The organism is Bradyrhizobium sp. HKCCYLS3070 (genome assembly GCF_051167575.1).
Taxonomy (GTDB): Bacteria; Pseudomonadota; Alphaproteobacteria; order Rhizobiales; family Xanthobacteraceae; genus Bradyrhizobium.
In genome coordinates, this window is the sequence record NZ_JBNPTI010000005.1 from 420,561 (window position 1) to 436,815 (window position 16,255).

At 67.3% G+C, this 16,255-nt stretch carries 14 protein-coding genes; 6 read left to right on the forward strand and 8 right to left on the reverse strand.

Features of this window, described 5'->3' with window-relative positions:
• Window positions 1-42: 42 nt before the first annotated feature.
• From ACQR03_RS19520 to ACQR03_RS19535, 4 genes are all read left to right on the forward strand, one after another.
• Complete coding sequence (locus ACQR03_RS19520; RefSeq protein ID WP_315713556.1) at window positions 43-1,491, forward strand: aldehyde dehydrogenase family protein; 1,449 nt, start codon at window positions 43-45, stop codon at window positions 1,489-1,491.
• A gap of 324 nt (window positions 1,492-1,815) precedes the next feature.
• Entirely contained in the window at window positions 1,816-3,357 is a 1,542-nt protein-coding gene (gene garD, locus ACQR03_RS19525; protein WP_434841441.1) for a galactarate dehydratase, read from the forward strand.
• Window positions 3,358-3,531: 174 nt separating this feature from the next.
• Window positions 3,532-4,335 carry a class II aldolase/adducin family protein gene (locus tag ACQR03_RS19530; protein WP_315752329.1) on the forward strand — a complete coding sequence of 268 codons (804 nt, stop codon included), beginning with the start codon at window positions 3,532-3,534 and terminating at the stop codon, window positions 4,333-4,335.
• A 291-nt stretch (window positions 4,336-4,626) separates the two neighbouring features.
• On the forward strand, window positions 4,627-5,205 hold the full coding sequence (locus ACQR03_RS19535) for a hypothetical protein (protein ID WP_315752328.1): 579 nt from the start codon (window positions 4,627-4,629) through the stop codon (window positions 5,203-5,205).
• Between the two features lie 718 nt (window positions 5,206-5,923).
• Here ACQR03_RS19535 and ACQR03_RS19540 read toward each other — a convergent pair.
• Window positions 5,924-7,372, reverse strand: coding sequence for a PLP-dependent aminotransferase family protein (locus tag ACQR03_RS19540; RefSeq protein WP_316226189.1), 1,449 nt, complete (start codon window positions 7,370-7,372; stop codon window positions 5,924-5,926).
• Window positions 7,373-7,436: 64 nt separating this feature from the next.
• Here ACQR03_RS19540 and ACQR03_RS19545 point away from each other — a divergent pair, with 64 nt between their 5' ends.
• Entirely contained in the window at window positions 7,437-8,159 is a 723-nt protein-coding gene (locus tag ACQR03_RS19545) for a pyridoxamine 5'-phosphate oxidase family protein (protein WP_316226190.1), read from the forward strand.
• Between the two features lie 323 nt (window positions 8,160-8,482).
• Here ACQR03_RS19545 and ACQR03_RS19550 read toward each other — a convergent pair whose 3' ends face one another.
• The 7 genes from ACQR03_RS19550 to ACQR03_RS19580 are packed head-to-tail and all read right to left on the reverse strand — an operon-like array spanning window position 8,483 to window position 15,073.
• Window positions 8,483-9,529 carry an ABC transporter substrate-binding protein gene (locus ACQR03_RS19550; RefSeq protein ID WP_316226191.1) on the reverse strand — a complete coding sequence of 349 codons (1,047 nt, stop codon included), beginning with the start codon at window positions 9,527-9,529 and terminating at the stop codon, window positions 8,483-8,485.
• Complete coding sequence (locus tag ACQR03_RS19555; protein WP_434841442.1) at window positions 9,526-10,698, reverse strand: NAD(P)/FAD-dependent oxidoreductase; 1,173 nt, start codon at window positions 10,696-10,698, stop codon at window positions 9,526-9,528. Before ACQR03_RS19555 ends, ACQR03_RS19550 begins: the two co-directional genes overlap by 4 nt.
• A complete protein-coding gene (locus ACQR03_RS19560) occupies window positions 10,682-12,076 on the reverse strand; it encodes an FAD-dependent oxidoreductase (RefSeq protein WP_434841443.1) in 1,395 nt (464 codons plus the stop codon). Before ACQR03_RS19560 ends, ACQR03_RS19555 begins: the two co-directional genes overlap by 17 nt.
• Window positions 12,069-12,362, reverse strand: coding sequence for a (2Fe-2S)-binding protein (locus tag ACQR03_RS19565; RefSeq protein WP_315754390.1), 294 nt, complete (start codon window positions 12,360-12,362; stop codon window positions 12,069-12,071). The genes ACQR03_RS19560 and ACQR03_RS19565 overlap by 8 nt, the downstream gene beginning before the upstream one ends.
• 4 nt (window positions 12,363-12,366) lie before the next feature.
• Complete coding sequence (locus ACQR03_RS19570; protein WP_315754392.1) at window positions 12,367-13,161, reverse strand: ABC transporter permease; 795 nt, start codon at window positions 13,159-13,161, stop codon at window positions 12,367-12,369.
• A gap of 5 nt (window positions 13,162-13,166) precedes the next feature.
• Window positions 13,167-14,021, reverse strand: a complete 855-nt coding sequence (locus ACQR03_RS19575; RefSeq protein WP_316165860.1) for an ABC transporter permease — start codon at window positions 14,019-14,021, stop codon at window positions 13,167-13,169.
• Window positions 14,018-15,073, reverse strand: coding sequence for an ABC transporter ATP-binding protein (locus tag ACQR03_RS19580; RefSeq protein ID WP_316235177.1), 1,056 nt, complete (start codon window positions 15,071-15,073; stop codon window positions 14,018-14,020). The genes ACQR03_RS19575 and ACQR03_RS19580 overlap by 4 nt, the downstream gene beginning before the upstream one ends.
• Window positions 15,074-15,249: 176 nt before the next feature.
• On the opposite strand from ACQR03_RS19580, the gene ACQR03_RS19585 reads away from it, so the two are divergent.
• Window positions 15,250-16,071, forward strand: a complete 822-nt coding sequence (locus ACQR03_RS19585; protein ID WP_434841444.1) for an IclR family transcriptional regulator — start codon at window positions 15,250-15,252, stop codon at window positions 16,069-16,071.
• Window positions 16,072-16,255: the final 184 nt, after the last annotated feature.

The window sequence follows — 16,255 nt, forward strand, 5'->3', positions numbered from 1 at the left end:
GGTTAGATTGTCCGAGCAATCGCGCAAAGTCTGGAGAACAACATGAACGCGATCCTCAAGAATTTCATCGCCGGCGAGTGGGTCGACGGCAGCGGGGTGACCCGCAACATCAACCCGTCCAACACCAACGACGTCGTCGGCGAATACGCCAAGGCCGACAAGGCGCAGACCGAGAAGGCGATCGCCGCCGCCAAGGCCGCCTTCCCGGCCTGGTCGCGCTCGACGCCGCAGGAGCGCTATGACGCGCTCAACAAGATCTCGGCGGAGATCCTGTCGCGCAAGGAAGAGCTCGGCCGCCTGCTGGCGCGCGAGGAGGGCAAGACGCTGCCGGAGGGCATCGGCGAGGTCGCCCGTGCCGGCCAGATCTTTGCGTTCTTTGCCGGCGAGGCGCTGCGCCTCACCGGCGAGAAGGGGGCCTCGGTCCGTCCGGGCCTCGACGTCGAGATCACCCGCGAGGCCGTCGGCGTCGTCGGCATGATCACGCCCTGGAATTTCCCGATCGCGATCCCCGCCTGGAAGATCGCGCCCGCGCTCTGCTACGGCAACACGGTCGTGTTCAAGCCGGCGGAGCTGGTGCCCGGCTCGGCGCATGCGCTGTCCGAGATCATCGCGCGCTCCGGCCTTCCCGCCGGCGTCTTCAACCTCGTCGTCGGCTCCGGCTCGGTGGTCGGCCAGACCCTGCTCGAGCATCCGGATGTTCACGCGATCTCCTTCACCGGCTCGGTCGGCACGGGGCGCAAGATCGCGCAGGCCTGCGTGCTGTCGAACCCGATGAAGAAGTTCCAGCTGGAGATGGGCGGCAAGAATCCGATGGTCGTGCTCGACGATGCCGACGTCAAGGTCGCGGTCGAAGCCTGTGTCAACGGCTCCTATTTCTCGACCGGCCAACGCTGCACGGCGTCCTCGCGCCTGATCGTCACCGAGGGCATCCACGACAAGTTCGTCGCGGCGATGACCGAGCGGCTCAAGGGCCTCGTGGTCGATGACGCCGTCAAGCAGGGCACCCATATCGGCCCGGTGGTCGACGCCAACCAGCTCGAGCAGGATCAGCGCTATCTCAAGATCGGCCAGGACGAAGGCGCCAAGCTCACCTGGGGCGGCGAGCTGCTCAACCGCGAGACGCCCGGCTTCTACATGCAGCCAGCGCTGTTCACCGAGGCCACCAACGCGATGCGCATTGCCCGCGAGGAGATCTTCGGACCGGTCGCCTGCGTCATCCGCGCCAAGAACTACGACGAGGCGCTGGCGATCGCCAACGACACCGAGTTCGGCCTCGCGGCCGGCGTCTGCACCACCAGCCTGAAATACGCCTCGCACTTCAAGCGCAACAGCGAGGCTGGCATGGTGATGGTCAATTTGCCGACCGCCGGCGTCGACTATCACGTCCCGTTCGGCGGCCGCAAAGGCTCGAGCTACGGCGCCCGCGAGCAGGGCTCCTACGCGCGGGAATTCTACACGACGGTGAAGACGGCCTACACCTTCCCGGTGTGAGCCTCGTCCGCCGTGAGCTAACAGACGGGCCGCATCGACGGTCCACTCCCTCTCCCCGTTCTTACGGGGAGAGGGTCGGGGTGAGGGGCGGCCGCACGGGCAGTGTGAGCGGATGGACCTGTGCCCCCTCACCCGGATCGCACCTTCGATGCAATCCGACCTCTCCCCGCAAGCGGGGCGAGGTTCACCGAGCCCGGCGATGCCGTCTCGCGAATATCGTAGGGTGGGCAAAGCGAAGTGTGCCCACCGACGGATGAAAGAAGCAAGTAGGCAGGCACGGCGCTCCGCGCCTTTGCCCACCCACCGGAGCGGAACGGAGCCAGCATGAACCAGCAGGTCGTCGCCAACCAGGAGCCCCGCATCATCAAGCTCAACGCGCGCGACAACGTCGCGATCGTGGTGAACGATTTCGGCCTGCCTGCCGGCACCAAATTTCCCGATGGCCTGACGCTGAGGAGCTTCGTCCCGCAGGGCCACAAGACCGCACTGGTCGACATCGCCGAGGGCGCGCCGATCGTCCGCTACGGCGAGATCATCGGCTATGCGAAGTCGCCGATCGCATCCGGCGAATGGGTGGACGAGGCTCGCATCGACATGCCTGAGGCCCCTGCCCTCGATCAGCTCGAAATCTCCACCGCAGTGCCGGCGCCGCTGCCGCCGCTCGAAGGCTACACCTTCGAAGGCTATCGCAATCGCGACGGCTCGGTCGGCACCCGCAACGTGCTCGGCATCTCGACCTCGGTCCAATGCGTCAAGGGGACGCTCGAATTCGCGATCAAGCGCATCAAGAGCGAGCTGCTGCCGAAGTACCCGAATGTCGATGACGTCGTCGCGCTCACCCACGCCTATGGCTGCGGTGTCGCGATCACGGCGCCAGATGCCGTGGTGCCGATCCGAACCCTGCAGAACCTCGCACTGAACCCGAATTTCGGCGGCGAGATCCTCGTCGTCGGCCTCGGCTGCGAGAAGCTCGCGCCGGAGCGGCTGCTGCCGGAAGGCACTGAAGACTCGATCGTCCGAATGCAGGACGAGGCCTTCGACGGCTTCGGCGCCATCGTCGACGCCATCATGACCCAGGCCGATCGCCGCCTTGCCGAACTCAACAAGCGCACCCGCGAGACCTGCCCGGCGTCCGATCTCGTCATCGGCCTGCAATGCGGCGGCAGCGATGCGTTCTCCGGTGTGACCGCCAATCCCGCAGTGGGCTTCGCGGCGGACCTGCTGGTGCGCGCGGGCGCGACCGTGATGTTCTCGGAGGTGACCGAGGTTCGCGACGCGATCCAATTGCTGACCCGGCGCGCCATCAACGAGGACGTCGGCCGCGCGCTGATCCGTGAGATGGACTGGTACGATTCCTATCTCGCGCGCGGCGGCGCCGATCGCAGCGCCAACACGACGCCCGGCAACAAGAAGGGCGGCCTCGCCAACATTGTCGAGAAGTCGCTGGGCTCGATCGTGAAGTCGGGCTCCGGTCCGATCCACGGCGTGCTGGCGCCGGGCGAGAAGGCCAGGCAAAAGGGCATGCTGTTCGCGGCGACGCCGGCCTCCGACTTCATCTGTGGCACCTTGCAGCTCGCATCCGGCATGACCTTGCAGGTGTTCACCACGGGCCGCGGTACGCCCTACGGCCTTGCGGCGGCGCCCGTCATCAAGGTCGCGACCCGCAGCGAGCTGGCGCGGCGCTGGAAGGATCTGATCGACTTCGACGCCGGCCGCATCGCCACCGGCGAGATGACGATCGAGGAAACCGGCTGGGAGTTGTTCAAGCTGATCCTCGACGTCGCCTCCGGTCGCACCAAGCCATGGTCGGACCGCTGGGGCATCCACAACGATCTGACCTTGTTCAATCCGGCTCCGGTGACCTGAGGGAGGGCTCACCCTGCCATGCCAATTGCCTCGCTCAAACCTCTCCCCGTCATTGCGAGCGAAGCGAAGCAATCCAGGGTCCCAGCCACCATCCTGGATTGCTTCGCTTCGCTCGCAATGACGCGTATGTTGAAGCAACGAGCCTAGACAACGAAGGCCGGGAGGAAGAGCCAGATGTCCAGCTTCAGCCGCTTCGCCGCGATTGCCGTAGCAGCCTCCCTCCTCTCCCTCCTCTCCGCCGGCCCTTCCCGCGCCCAAGACGCCATCCCTGGTGTCCCCCGCGAGCTGCTCGAGGACATCGCGACCGGCAGCCGCATCCTCGCCGATCTCGGCGTCGTCGACGCCTTCGGCCATGTCAGCGCGCGGCATCCCACCAATCCGCACCACTTCCTGATGGCACGCTCGATCGCGCCGGCGCAGGTCACGGCCAATGACATCATGGAGTTCGACGAGAACGGCGAACCGGTCGATGCGAGGAACCGCGCCGTCTTCCTCGAGCGCTTCATCCATGCCGAGATCTACAAGGCGCGTCCGGACGTCAGCGCGGTGGTGCATACGCATTCGCCGGGCGTCGTGCCGTTCAGCGTCAGCCATACACCCTTGAAGCCGCTGTATCACAACGCCGCCTTCCTCGGCACCGGCGCGCCGGTATGGGACATCGGCAAGGAGTTCGGCGCCACCAACATGCTGGTCAGCAACAATGTGATCGGCAAATCGCTGGCGGCCACGCTTGGCGACAAATCGGTGGTGCTGATGCGCGGCCACGGCGACGTCGCGGTTGGACCGTCGGTCAAGGCCGCCGTGTTCCGCGCCTATTACACCGACGTCAATGCGAAGCTGCAGGCGCAGGCGATCGGGCTCGGCAGAGACGTCACCTATCTCAGCGCCGAGGAGGCCGCCAAGGCCGACGCGGTCAACATGGTGATCATGGACCGCGCCTGGGCGCTGTGGAAGCAGAGGGCGCAGTCGGCGAAATAGTCCCGGAGATTGAAGATCATTCCGCGGCAGCGCCGCCCCGGATTCCTGTGACGCGCCGAGCCCGCTGCACCGCGCCTTCCGTCTCGACATGGAGCGCGAGCGAGTGCGCGGCGTGCGCACGGAACTTTCCATTCCTTTTGCGGTATCGACCGACCACCCGTGCCGTACAGCGCCGGGCTTGCGCTGGCGCGATGTACGCTGCCGCACTGGCGTCCGACCTCTTTTTGCCGCAAAGCTGACACATCGCTTAACCTCTCGCGCCGTCATGATTCCTCCAGGCTCACCCCGCGGATGCCCCTGCATTTTCCTCGTCTTGCTGCCGTTGCGCTCGGTCTCTTCCTGGGTACGCCCTGCCTGGCTCAGCAGCCGATGCCGGTGACGAGCTCGCCGGAGGAGCGGCCCGACATCGATCTCTACGCGCTGATGTCCGGCACCTGCCGGACCGCGAAGGTCGACGGCCGCGAATTTTCCTGCAAGACGGTGGCGTTCTTTCACAGCGAGAAGGGGCGCGCCCATTTCACCGTCGCGCTCGACGATCCCGCTGACGAGAGCCACATCATCGCGTTCTCCGGCATCAATGGCCGCAGGTCGATCCAGAACGTCTACGAACTGCCGATCGACAGGATGCTGCTGAATTCCAAGCATCGCCCGAAGGTCGATGGCATTCCGGTGCCGGCGACGAAGAGCTCGGCCGGCATGTGCCGTCAGGTCGGCAACTTCGCGATGCTCAAGGTCACGAGCGTGACCTGCTCCGCCAAGGACGACAGCGGCCGCGCCTATGAGCTGCAGTTCGTCTCCGACGGCACGCCCATCACCTTGCGCCGGGTGCGCCAGACGATGACGAACGCCGAGCACAATCCCTATGAATGAGCGCGTCGCGATTGCGGCGACCGCGCGCATCCGCGTCGCCTGACGCGCATCTGCTCCAATCCGCATCTCGAACAGCCATGAACATGAGGGCGCGTTCTCGCGGCAGATGATGCCCGAGGCTTACGATCCGTCTCGCCCTCGGAAGTGCAAAGGGCGCAGGGAATGCCGGGTGAAGGCCCCACCCATGGCCCGCCTGCGAAAAAAATGCAGGCGGCAGGTACCACAGGCAAAGCCGGTTCAACCCGGCATTCCCTGCGCGATGGTCTTCACGCTTATACGCAGTCTCCCTGGTGCGCCGGGCTTGTTGGCCACCATTGCGGCAATGCGCTTGCGCGCACTGCGCGTGATACCAGCATCGGGGTATCAGGACGCTGCGACTTCACGTCCGCGTATTGCCGTTCGTCCGCACGCTGGACAAGCATGCTGCGGCAACAGCGCGGCCATCGCACCCCACCTCGCGTGTCGTGACGATCGCGCGCTACGCCCCTCTGCGGTGAGGCGGGATGCGCTACCAAAGCACGATTTTCGAAAAAACGAAAGAAGAAAATGCAGGCGCGCGATCGGTCGTCAAGAGCGCGTTGAACGAACTGAACAAAATCCAGACCGGCGTGTTGCGCGCGACACGCAAGCGGAGCCTCTGTGTAGATTCCCGGAAGCTCATAGCCCTGCTGATTTGCCCGACGTGCCGGCTCGGCCACACTCGCGGCATCGATGATGCTCAGCGGCGGCGCGCCGCCGCGCCCAGGATGTCCTGGGTGGCGCGCCCGAGCCGCCTGGCGGCATCGGCGAGATCCTTCGCCGCAAAGCCCGAATAGCCCAGGATGAAACCGTCGGGCCCGCGCTGCACGATCCGCGCATCCGACAGCAGCCGGCATTCGATGCCGGCGCGGTCGCGGATCAGTTTCGCCGTGCCCTTCGGCGCTGCCGGCGGCAAGGTCGCCAGCAGATGCAGTCCTTGCGACGGCGCGGCCAGTTGCAGGCTGCCTTTGCCGTGCTTGGCGAGCGCCTCGGCGACGACGTCGCGCGCCTGGCGATAGCGCGGGCGCAGCCGCCGCATGTGGGCTGCGAGCACGCCGTCGGCCATCAGGTCGGCCAGAGCGTCCTGCATGAAGGCCGGCGGAAACCGGTCCTGCGCCGCGCGCGCCGCGACGACCCGCGCGACCAGCGCCGGCGGCACCACGAGGTAGCCGAGCCGCAGTCCCGCGAACAGCGTCTTGCCGAAGGTGCCGAGATAGATGACGCGCTCGCCGCCGATTCCGGCCAGCGCCGTCAGCGGCGGGCCGGCAAAGCGGTACTCGCTGTCGTAGTCGTCCTCGAAGATGTAGGCGTCCGCCCTGCGCGCCCAGTCGAGCAGCGCGATGCGCCGCGCCATGCTCATCGCAACGCCGGTCGGAAACTGATGCGATGGCGTCACGTAGGCGGCCTTGGCCGCCATGTACGCCGCCTCGCCCGAGCTGACTATGATTCCTTCATCATCGACGGGCACCGGGACCAGCTTCGCGCCGGTCGTGCTCAACGTATGGCGCGAGGCGACATAGCCCGGATCCTCGAACCAGACGGGATCGCCCGGCGCAAGCAACGCGTCGATGCACAGCCGCAAGCCATGCTGGGTGCCGCTCACGATGAGAATGCAGCTTGGGTCGCAGCGTACGCCGCGACTGGCGGCAAGGTAGTGCGCGACCTGGCTGCGCAGATGCAGGCTGCCGCGCGGATCGCCATAGCCGAGCTCATCCGGCGCGGCGTGGGCGATGCGGCGCCGGCTGGCCGCGGCGAGTCGCCGCAAGAGCACGGGATCGACCAGCGTGCAGCCGAGCGCGAACGGCCGGCGCGGCGGAATGCGAACATCCAGCTCGGCGACCGGCGCGGCGACCTGCGGTGCGGGCAGCCGTGCCGCGACATAGGTGCCGGCGCCGTGGCGCGCCTCGACCAGGCCGTCCGACAGCAGCGCCTCATAGGCTGTGACGATCGCATTGCGGCGGACGCCGAGCTGCTCGGCGAGCCCGCGCGTCGAAGGCAGACGAAGGCCGGGCGCGAGCAGACCATCGACGATGCCGGTGCGCAGCGCGCCGTGCACCTGCTGCGACTGGCTGCGGATGCTGCGGTCGAGGTGGATCGGCAGCGCCAGCACGTCGTCGCGGCGCCGCGAAGTGGTTGGCTGCTTTCGCATCGAAGTGGAACTCCCGACAACCACTTTGCCATGGCATGACGTCGACGGAAACAGGAGACTGACGATGTCCGAACAACAGATGCCGAGCTATCCCGTCGACGACACCAACCGGGTCAAGCGGCGGCATCAGCGCGCCCATTACGATCATGCGACCGTCCATGCCCTGCTCGACTCCGCAACGCTGTGCCACGTCTCCTATGTCATCGACGGCCAGCCCTATTGCACGCCGACGCTGTATTGGCGCGAGGGAACGACGCTGTATTGGCATGGCTCGAGCGCCAGCCGCATGTTGCGCAGCCTATCCGAGGGACAGCCGGCCTGTCTCACGGTGACCCATCTCGACGGCCTGGTGCTGGCCCGCAGCGCCTTCCATCATTCCGCCGACTACCGCTCGGTGATGGCGTTCGGCCATGCCCGGCTGATCGAGGATCAGGCCGAGAAGGAGCGCGCGCTGGTGATGATGGTCGATCGCCTGTTTCCCGGCCGCACTGCGAGCCTGCGCCAGACCACGGAGCAGGAGCTCAAGGCCACGTCGGTCGTGACCATGGAGATCGAAAAGGCATCGGCGAAGATCCGCGCCGCGGGCGTCATCGACGATGAGGAGGACTACGCGCTGCCGATCTATGCCGAGCGCATTCCGGTGCAGACCCTGATCGGGTCGCCGGAGCCCGATGGCCGATTGCTGCCGGGCGTCACCCGTCCCGCGACGCTGTCAGGTTTCAGCGCCGGACGGCGGCTCGATGAGGCGCTGACGGAGGCGTATGCGACGAGCTATCCGGCGGGGTAATGCGCGTAGCTACCACGCGATCCGAGGGTGCCTTGCGCAACCCTGGATCGCCTCGTCGCTACGCTCCTCGCAATGACGATCGGAGCAGGCGTAGCGCCACTTTCCGTCATCGCCCGGCTCGACCGGGCGATCCGGTACGCCGAGACGGCCGTGATGGCATCGAGAGCAGCGGCGGACTGGATATCCCGCTTTGGCGGGGTATGACGATGGAACTGCAAACGCGCTGGCTCCCCGGCCGTCATCGCGAGCGCCAGCGAAGCGATCCAGGGCCGCATGAAAGGTCTGAATCGCTTCGCTCACAATGACGACGGAACGAAGCCTGCCTACCGCTCGATCATCCTGTTCCAGCGCGTATTCCATTCGGGGCGCCTGGCGTTGATGACGTCCCAGTCGAGCGTGATCGCGCTCTTCATGTAGCCGTGGAAGGTCGCGAGCTTCTGCTCGGCCGCCGGCGTCGTGGCTTTCGCGGTGGTGTTGGACGGCACGATGTTGCCGGCGGCCAGCGCCTTGGCCTGCGCTTCCGGCGACAGCAGATAGGCGGCGAGCTTCTGCGCCAGCTCGGATTCGGAGTTGTTGGCGATGACGCATTCGGCGACCATCAGCACGACCGAGCCTTCCTTCGGCTGCGCATACTCGACCGGGATGCCCTTCTCCTTCAAGGTCGACACCGCGGTCGGCGTCAGCGGGAAGATCGCGGCCTCGCCGGTCTGCACCATCTCGGAGATCTTGGCCGAGTTCGGAATGTATTCGAGCACGTTCTTGCCGATCGTGTCGGGAAACGCCTTGAAGCCCGGCTCGACATTGGCCTCGCTGCCGCCGTTGATACGGTTGATCATCAGGAAGGCGTGCAGGCCGAAGGTCGAGACCGAGGCCGACTGGAACACGACCTTGTCCTTGAACTTGGGATCGGCGAGATCGAGCCAGGAGGTCGGCACCGCCCAACCCTTCTCGTCGAACAGCTTCTTGTTGTAGGCAAGGCCGGTCATGCCGATGTCGATGCCGGCGGCGATGTCGTCCTTGAGTCGCGCGAACGGCTCGAGCTGGCCGAGCGCCTCGCTCGGCTTCAGCTTCTCGCACAGACCAAGGCCGGCGGCGCGGATCATCACGCCGTCGTCGAGAAACATCACGTGCATCTGCGGCTTGTCTTTGGCCGCGATCGCCTTGGCGAGGATCTCCGACGAGGTGCCGGGCACGACGACGATCTTGACGTCGTTGGCCTTCTCGAAGTCCGGAAACACCGCCTGCGTATAGGTGCGCTCGAAATTGCCGCCGTTCATGCCGACATAGAGCGTCCTGGTTTCGGCGTGCGCGGAGGCGGTGGCGAGCATCAGCGCGAGGGCTGAGCCGAGCGCGGCGCGAGCATCGATCATGGCGAGGTCTCCTTCGATCCTGTCGTCATTGCTGCTTGAGAGGCATCGCCCGGCTGCGATGCGGGTGAGAAACGAGTGATGGCGAAGGCCGCGATCGGCGTCGAGGTCTCGCCGTCGCGCACCAGCTCGGCCAGCACCTGGCCGACCCCCGGCGCGATCTGGAAGCCGGCGCCAGAGAAGCCGAAGGCGTGAATCAGTCCCGGCGTCGTCGCGCTCGGCCCGATCACCGGATTGCGGTCGGGCATCGTCGCCTCGGTGCCGCTCCAGAACCGAATCGCCTGGGCATGGCGCAGCGGGCCGAACAGCTCGCTGGCGCGCTGCATGATGGCAAGCACGCCGTCGCTGCGCGGGCGCGAATAGTCGGGATCGGCGAGCGGCGCGGCGCGCTCGCCGCCGACGACGACGTTGCCGCGCGTGACCTGCCGCGCATAGATGCCGCCGCCTTCGATGCCGATGTTGACGGTCAGGAACGGATCGAGCGGCTCGGTCACGATCATCGACGGATAGGTGCGCTCCAGCGGCACCGGTTCGTCGAACGCGCGCGCCAAGCCGTCGGCCCAGGCGCCGGCGCTGTTGATCACGGTACGCGTCCTGATGGCAACGTCGCCGGCCTCGATCACGAAGCCCTCGAACGTCCTGGTGGCGCCCGTAACCTCCGTGTTCTCCAGCACCTCGGCGCCGGCGCGACGCGCCGCTGCGGCGAAGGCGGTGGCGACCAGCCGGGGATTGGCGTGGCCGTCGCCAGGACAGAACGAACCGCCCACGACGCCGCCCGCGATGCCGAAGCGCTCGTGCAGTTGATTGTGGCCGATCAGCTCGAGAGCGAGCCCGAACGGCGCGACCTCGACGGCGTAGCGCTCCAGGCTCGCCATGTCCGCAGGCGAGCGCGCGAGCTTGAGATGGCCGGAGCGCAGGAACTCGCCGTCGATGCCGATGAGCTGCGCGAGCCGCGGCCAGATTGCATGCGCCCGCTGCGACAGCGGCAGTTGCTCGGGCGGGCGGCCCTGGCGGCGCACGCCGCCATAGTTCACGCCGCTCGCCTGAGCGCCGCAGAAGCCCTTGTCGAGCAGCGTGACGGAGAAGCCCATGCCGCGCAGCGCCAGCGCGGCGGAGCTGCCGACCAGCCCGCCGCCGACGATCGCGACATCGCAGTCAATGCGCCGGGTCATGCTGCCTCTCGTCGAGGGACAGACTCACGGCCACCGGGATCGGCTTGATCGGTGCCTGCGCGCGCAGCCGGCCGACGGCGCCTATGTCGCGGCGCGTCTGCGCAGCCAAGAGCTCCGCGGCGGCGGCGCCGCACATGCGGCCCTGGCAGCGGCCCATGCCGATGCGCGTCACCGCCTTCAGGCGATTGATCTCGGTGAGCGAGAAATCCCTGATCGCGCGCCGCGCCTCGCCGGCATCGATCTCCTCGCAGCGGCACAGCAGCGTGTCATCGGCGATGTCGCCCGCCCAATGCGATGGATAGGGAAAGGCGGCTTCGAGCCCATCGCGCAGCCGGTCGATCCGCGCCAGCGCATGTTCGAGGGCGGTAGCGCGCATCGAATCATGCGGCAGGCCGCGATCCTCCAACAATGCCAGCGCGGCCCGCTCGCCGGCGGCTTCCGCGGCATCGGCGCCGGCGATGCGGGCGCCGTCGCCGGCGAGGTACACGCCCGCGATGCTGCTGCGGCCACCGGCGTCGCGAACCGGACGATGCGCGCCGTCGCGCGCATCGAAGCGAAAGGCGCAGCCGGCGAGATCAGCAGCCTGAGTCTCCGAGCGCAGACCGAGGCCGTAGCCGACGCCGTCGCAGGTGATCGCGTGTTCGCGCCCGCCGGCCCGATAGACGATGCGCGCCACCCTGCTCTCGCCCTCGATCCGAAGCTGGGACACGCCAGACCGCACGCGCGTTCCGCGCAGCGTCAACTCCAGCGCCATGCGCAATCCACGCAGCACGATGCCCGGCGCGAGCGGCAACGCGCGCAGCAGATTGAGCTTCGCAGACAAGGGCGCCGCGTCGAGCACGGCGGCAACGTCGACGCCGGCCTTCATGTATTGCCAGGCGACCAGATAGAGCAGCGGGCCGGAGCCGGCGAACACCACGCGCCGGCCGATCACACAGCCCTGCGCCTTCAGCGCGATTTGCGCGCCGCCGAGGGTGAATACGCCGGGCAAGGTCCAGCCGGGGATCGGCAGCACGCGATCGGTCGCGCCGGCCGCGAGGATGAGTCCATCATAATTGATGCGATGGCTGATGCCGTCGCGGAGAATGGCGGCCGCGCCGTCGCGCAGATTCCACAGCAGCGTGTTCGACTGATAGTCGATTGCGGAGCCGAGCGCCGCAAAGTCGTGATGCAGCCGCGTGGCCTTCGAAGCCTCCGAGCCGTAGCGCGCCGTGGCATCGCGGCCATCGGGACTCAGCGGCTGGCGATAGATCTGGCCGCCGCAGGCGTGGCCTTCGTCGACCACGATCGGCCGCAGGCCGGCCGCGACCAATGTCATCGCGGCGCGGATGCCGGCCGGGCCGGCGCCGACGATCAGGGGCGATGCGCGCTCAGCCATGGCCGCGCCCTCGTCGTGTGATGATGTCCATGCCTTCGGTAAGCGGCGTCGTGCAGGCGCGCAGCCGCTCACCGCTCGCGAGCTGCACCCAGCAGTCCTGGCACGCGCCCATCTGGCAGAAGCCGGCCCGTGGCGCGGCGGAAAACTCGCTGTAGCGAAGCCGGTCGACCTGGCAGAGCATGGCCGTCAGCACGGTGTCGCCGGCGCGGCCGACGCAGGGCACGCCATCGATCGCGAAGGAGATGACGGCGCTGTCGTTGCGGACGAGACGATGCAACAGCGGCATGGTGTCAGCCCTGCCCCACGAGGATCTTGTCGAGGCCGAAGATGCGGTCGAGCAGCAGCATCGCCGCCGCCGTCACCGCGATCATCAGCGCCGATACGGCGGCCATCATCGGATCAATCGATTCGGTCGCGTACATGTACATGCGCACCGGCAGGGTGATCGTGGCGGGCGAGGTGATGAAGATCGACATCGTGAGTTCGTCGAAGGAGTTGATGAAGGCAAGCAGCCAGCCGCCGGTGATGCCGGGCAAAATCATCGGCACGGTGATGCGGCGGAACACGATCCAGCCGGAAGCGCCCAGGGTCACCGCCGCCTGCTCGGCGCTGCGGTCGAGGCCGGACAGGGCGGCCAGAACCAAGCGGAGCACATAAGGCGTGACGACGACAATGTGACCTGCGGTCAGCCACAGCAGGCTGCCGGTGGCGCCGAGCAGCGCGAACAGCCGCAGCAGCGCAACGCCGAGCACGAGATGCGGGATCATCAGGGGCGACAGGAACAGCGCGTTCAGCGCCGCGCGGCCGCGGAAGTCGTAGCGGTCGAGCGCGAGGCCGGCGGCGACCGCGAGCACGACCGCAATCGTCGCGGCTGTTGCGGCAACCCACAGGCTGTTGAGGAAGGAGGCGACGAAATCCGGATGCGCGAACACGGCCGTGAACCAGCGCAGCGAGACCTGCGTGGTCGGCAATGTCAACGTGTTGGCCGGCGTGAACGCGACGAGGCAGATCACGATGAGCGGCGCCAGCACGAAGCCAGTGACGAGCGCATGAAAGACCAGGGCGATCGGACCGTTGTGGCGCATGCCGCTCACCCCAACATCCGCCTGGCGCGCGCCTCGACGACGCGCTGATAGGCCAGCATGATGACGAGATTGATCACCAGCACGAGAATCGCGATGGCGGCCCCCAGCGGCCAGTTCAGCTCGTGCATGTATTCGTCATAGACCAGCGTCGCCGCCATCTTCAGCCGCCGGCCGCCGAGCAGCGCGGGGATCGCGAAGGCCGAGGCCGAAAGTCCGAACACCACCAGGCTGCCCGACAGCAGCCCCATCGTCACCTGCGGCAGCACTACGCGGCGCAGCGCCGTGAAGCGCGAGGCGCCGAGCGTCCAGGCGGCGGCCTCGACCATCGGATCGAGCTTCTGCAGCGAGGTCCAGACCGGGATGACCATGAACGGCAGCATCACATGGACGAGCGCGATGACGATGGCCGTCTCGGTGTAGAGGATCCTGACCGTGCCGAGCCCGAGCGCACGGAAGGCCTCGTTGACGAGGCCCGTGGGGCCGAGCAGCATGCTCCAGCCAAAGGCGCGCACCACGACCGAAACCAGCAGCGGGCCGATGATCGCGAGCAGGAACGCCGAGCGCCAGGGCTCGCGCATGCGCGCCAGGATGTAGGCCTCGGGCGCGCCGATCACGGCGCAGATCAGCGTGGTCAGCGCGGCGAGCCGCAGCGTGCGCCAGAAGATATTGAGAAAGTAGCTGTCGGAGAGGATGCCGATGTAGTGCGCCAGCGTGGTCTCGTCCTTGACGCCGGTCGCGGCGTCATAGACGTGGAACGACAGCGCCAGGGTGAGCCCGAGCGGCACGACCACCAATGCGGTGAACAGCAGCGCGCCCGGCGCCGCCAGCAGCCATGGTGTCGTCGCGCGCGTGCCGCTCATGCCGACTGCGCTCCGTCGGGCTTCGACGCGCGTGCGCTGGCGCTGCTCCAGGCGAGACCGACCTGATCGCCCTCGCACGCCGGCTCCTCGCCCGCATTGGGCAGGGCGACGCCGATCAATCCGGCGGGCGTCTCCACGGTGAAGAACCAGGTGCTGCCGAGGAAGAAGCGCGCTCTGATGCGGCCATCGAGCACGCCGGCGCCGGGAGTTGTCAGGCCGATCTTCTCCGGCCGGATCGCGAGCACGGCGGCCGTGCCGTCGGTGAGGTCAGCCCCCTCGCACGGCAGCAAGCGCCCGCCGATCTCGACGCCGCCGCTGCGCCGCACGCCGGACAGCCGGTTCATCTTGCCGACGAAGGAGGAGATGAACGGCGTCGCCGGATTTTCGTAGAGCCGATAGGGCGCGTCGATCTGCATGATGCGGCCCTGCTCCATCACCACCACGCGATCGCTCATCGACAGCGCCTCGCTCTGGTCGTGCGTCACCATGATCGTGGTGGTGCCGACGCGCTGCTGGATGCCGCGCAGTTCGAACTGCATCTCCTCGCGCAGCTTGGCGTCGAGATTGGACAAGGGCTCGTCGAGCAGCAGCACCGGCGGATCGATGACGAGCGCGCGCGCCACCGCGACGCGCTGACGCTGCCCGCCGGAGAGCTGGCGTGGATAGCGGTCGGCGAGCGCGGCGAGTTGCACCAGCGCCAGCGCCTGTTTGACGCGCGCCTCGCGCTCGGCCCTGATCACCTTGCGCATTTCGAGTCCGAAGGCGACGTTCTGCGCCACCGTCATGTGCGGAAACAGCGCGTAGCTCTGGAAGACGATGCCGAGGCCGCGGCGATCGGGCTTCTCGCGGGTGATGTCGCGACCGTCGAGCGTGATGCGCCCCGACGTCGGCTCGACCAGGCCGGCGATCATCTGCAGCGTCGTGGTCTTGCCGCAGCCGGAGGGGCCGAGCAGCGAGATGAACTCGCCCTTGGCGACGCTGAGATTGACGTCGCTGACCGCAGCGACATCGCCGTAGAGCTTCGTCAAACCGTCCAGCGTCAGGAAACCCATGCGTCCTCGCGCGGGAGGCTCCCTGTCATCGCCAGGGATTGCCGCCCTGGGGCTCTTTCATGCCGGCGGGCCACGCAGATGGTCAATCATGAATTCCGATATCCTGAATTTATTTATCTGATATTCTGCTATATGAAATCCATGTGACGAATTCGACGCCAACATTCACCGTTCAGATGACGACAGCCGACACCGATTCGTCCTCCAGCCTTCGCCGGGCCCTGAAGCTGCTCCGCATCCTCGCCGAGGGCGACCCCGACGGGCTGCGGCTGAAGGACATCGCGGAGACCGCGGGCTGCAGCCAGCCGACCGCGCACCGCATGCTGCAGGATCTCGTGGCGGAGGGCTTTGCCGAGCAGGCCGCCGGCAAGCGCTATCGCCTTGCGCTCGACTTCTACGTGCTCGCGGCGCGCGCCGGGCAGGCCAGCGGCCTGCGCGAGGCGGCGCGGCCGGCGCTGCTGCGGCTGTCGGCGACCTTGAGCGACACGATCTTCCTGCTGGTGCGCAACGGCTTCGATGCGGTCTGCCTCGACCGCGTCGAAGGACCGTTTCCGATCCGCTCCTTCACCGGCGACATCGGCGGCAAGGTGCCGCTCGGGCTTGGCCAGGGCAGCCTCGCGATTCTCGCCAACCTGCCCGAGGACGAGCAGGAGGCCGTGATCCGCTTCAACATCCCGCGCCTGCTCGATCGCGGCTTCCTCGACGAGGCCTCGCTGCGCAGTGCGCTGGCGCAGGCGCGCGCGCAAGGTTGGGTCAACACCAGCACCGGCCTCATTCCCGGCATGGCCGGCGTCGGCGTGCCCGTGCTCGACGCGCAGGGCCGCGCGGTGGCGGCGCTCAGCGTGGGCACGCTGGCGGAGCGGCTGAACGCGGACCGGCTGCCGCATGTGGTGAAGATCCTGCAGGGCGAGGCGCAGGTGCTGGCCGGCAAGCTCAACCCGTTCGACGTGGCTTTGCGCTATCCATCACGGAGCTTGAGCACGATCGGGGGGAATTAGTCCTTCTGCATCACGACCACCGTCATTCCGGGGCAAGGCCGCAGGCCTTGAACCCGGAATCCCAACGTTGCCTTGCGTTCGTTTCCAACAATCTCGAGATTCCGAGTTCAATCGCGCACACGCCGTCACGTGTGCACGATTGCCCCGGAATGACGCCAAGTCCTCTCGTGCTGTCCAACCGAGA

Excerpts from the sequence above, each read along its gene's own strand:
- ACQR03_RS19565 (WP_315754390.1), bottom strand. The coding sequence starts at position 12,362 with ATGCCGCTGTTGCATCGTCTCGTCCGCAACGACAGCGCCGTCATCTCC.
- ACQR03_RS19555 (WP_434841442.1), bottom strand. The coding sequence starts at position 10,698 with ATGACCCGGCGCATTGACTGCGATGTCGCGATCGTCGGCGGCGGGCTG.
- ACQR03_RS19585 (WP_434841444.1), top strand. The coding sequence starts at position 15,250 with ATGACGACAGCCGACACCGATTCGTCCTCCAGCCTTCGCCGGGCCCTG.
- ACQR03_RS19575 (WP_316165860.1), bottom strand. The coding sequence starts at position 14,021 with ATGAGCGGCACGCGCGCGACGACACCATGGCTGCTGGCGGCGCCGGGC.
- ACQR03_RS19560 (WP_434841443.1), bottom strand. The coding sequence starts at position 12,076 with ATGGCTGAGCGCGCATCGCCCCTGATCGTCGGCGCCGGCCCGGCCGGC.
- ACQR03_RS19580 (WP_316235177.1), bottom strand. The coding sequence starts at position 15,073 with ATGGGTTTCCTGACGCTGGACGGTTTGACGAAGCTCTACGGCGATGTC.
- garD (WP_434841441.1), top strand. The coding sequence starts at position 1,816 with ATGAACCAGCAGGTCGTCGCCAACCAGGAGCCCCGCATCATCAAGCTC.
- ACQR03_RS19550 (WP_316226191.1), bottom strand. The coding sequence starts at position 9,529 with ATGATCGATGCTCGCGCCGCGCTCGGCTCAGCCCTCGCGCTGATGCTC.
- ACQR03_RS19535 (WP_315752328.1), top strand. The coding sequence starts at position 4,627 with ATGCCCCTGCATTTTCCTCGTCTTGCTGCCGTTGCGCTCGGTCTCTTC.
- ACQR03_RS19545 (WP_316226190.1), top strand. The coding sequence starts at position 7,437 with ATGTCCGAACAACAGATGCCGAGCTATCCCGTCGACGACACCAACCGG.
- ACQR03_RS19520 (WP_315713556.1), top strand. The coding sequence starts at position 43 with ATGAACGCGATCCTCAAGAATTTCATCGCCGGCGAGTGGGTCGACGGC.
- ACQR03_RS19530 (WP_315752329.1), top strand. The coding sequence starts at position 3,532 with ATGTCCAGCTTCAGCCGCTTCGCCGCGATTGCCGTAGCAGCCTCCCTC.
- ACQR03_RS19540 (WP_316226189.1), bottom strand. The coding sequence starts at position 7,372 with ATGCGAAAGCAGCCAACCACTTCGCGGCGCCGCGACGACGTGCTGGCG.
- ACQR03_RS19570 (WP_315754392.1), bottom strand. The coding sequence starts at position 13,161 with ATGCGCCACAACGGTCCGATCGCCCTGGTCTTTCATGCGCTCGTCACT.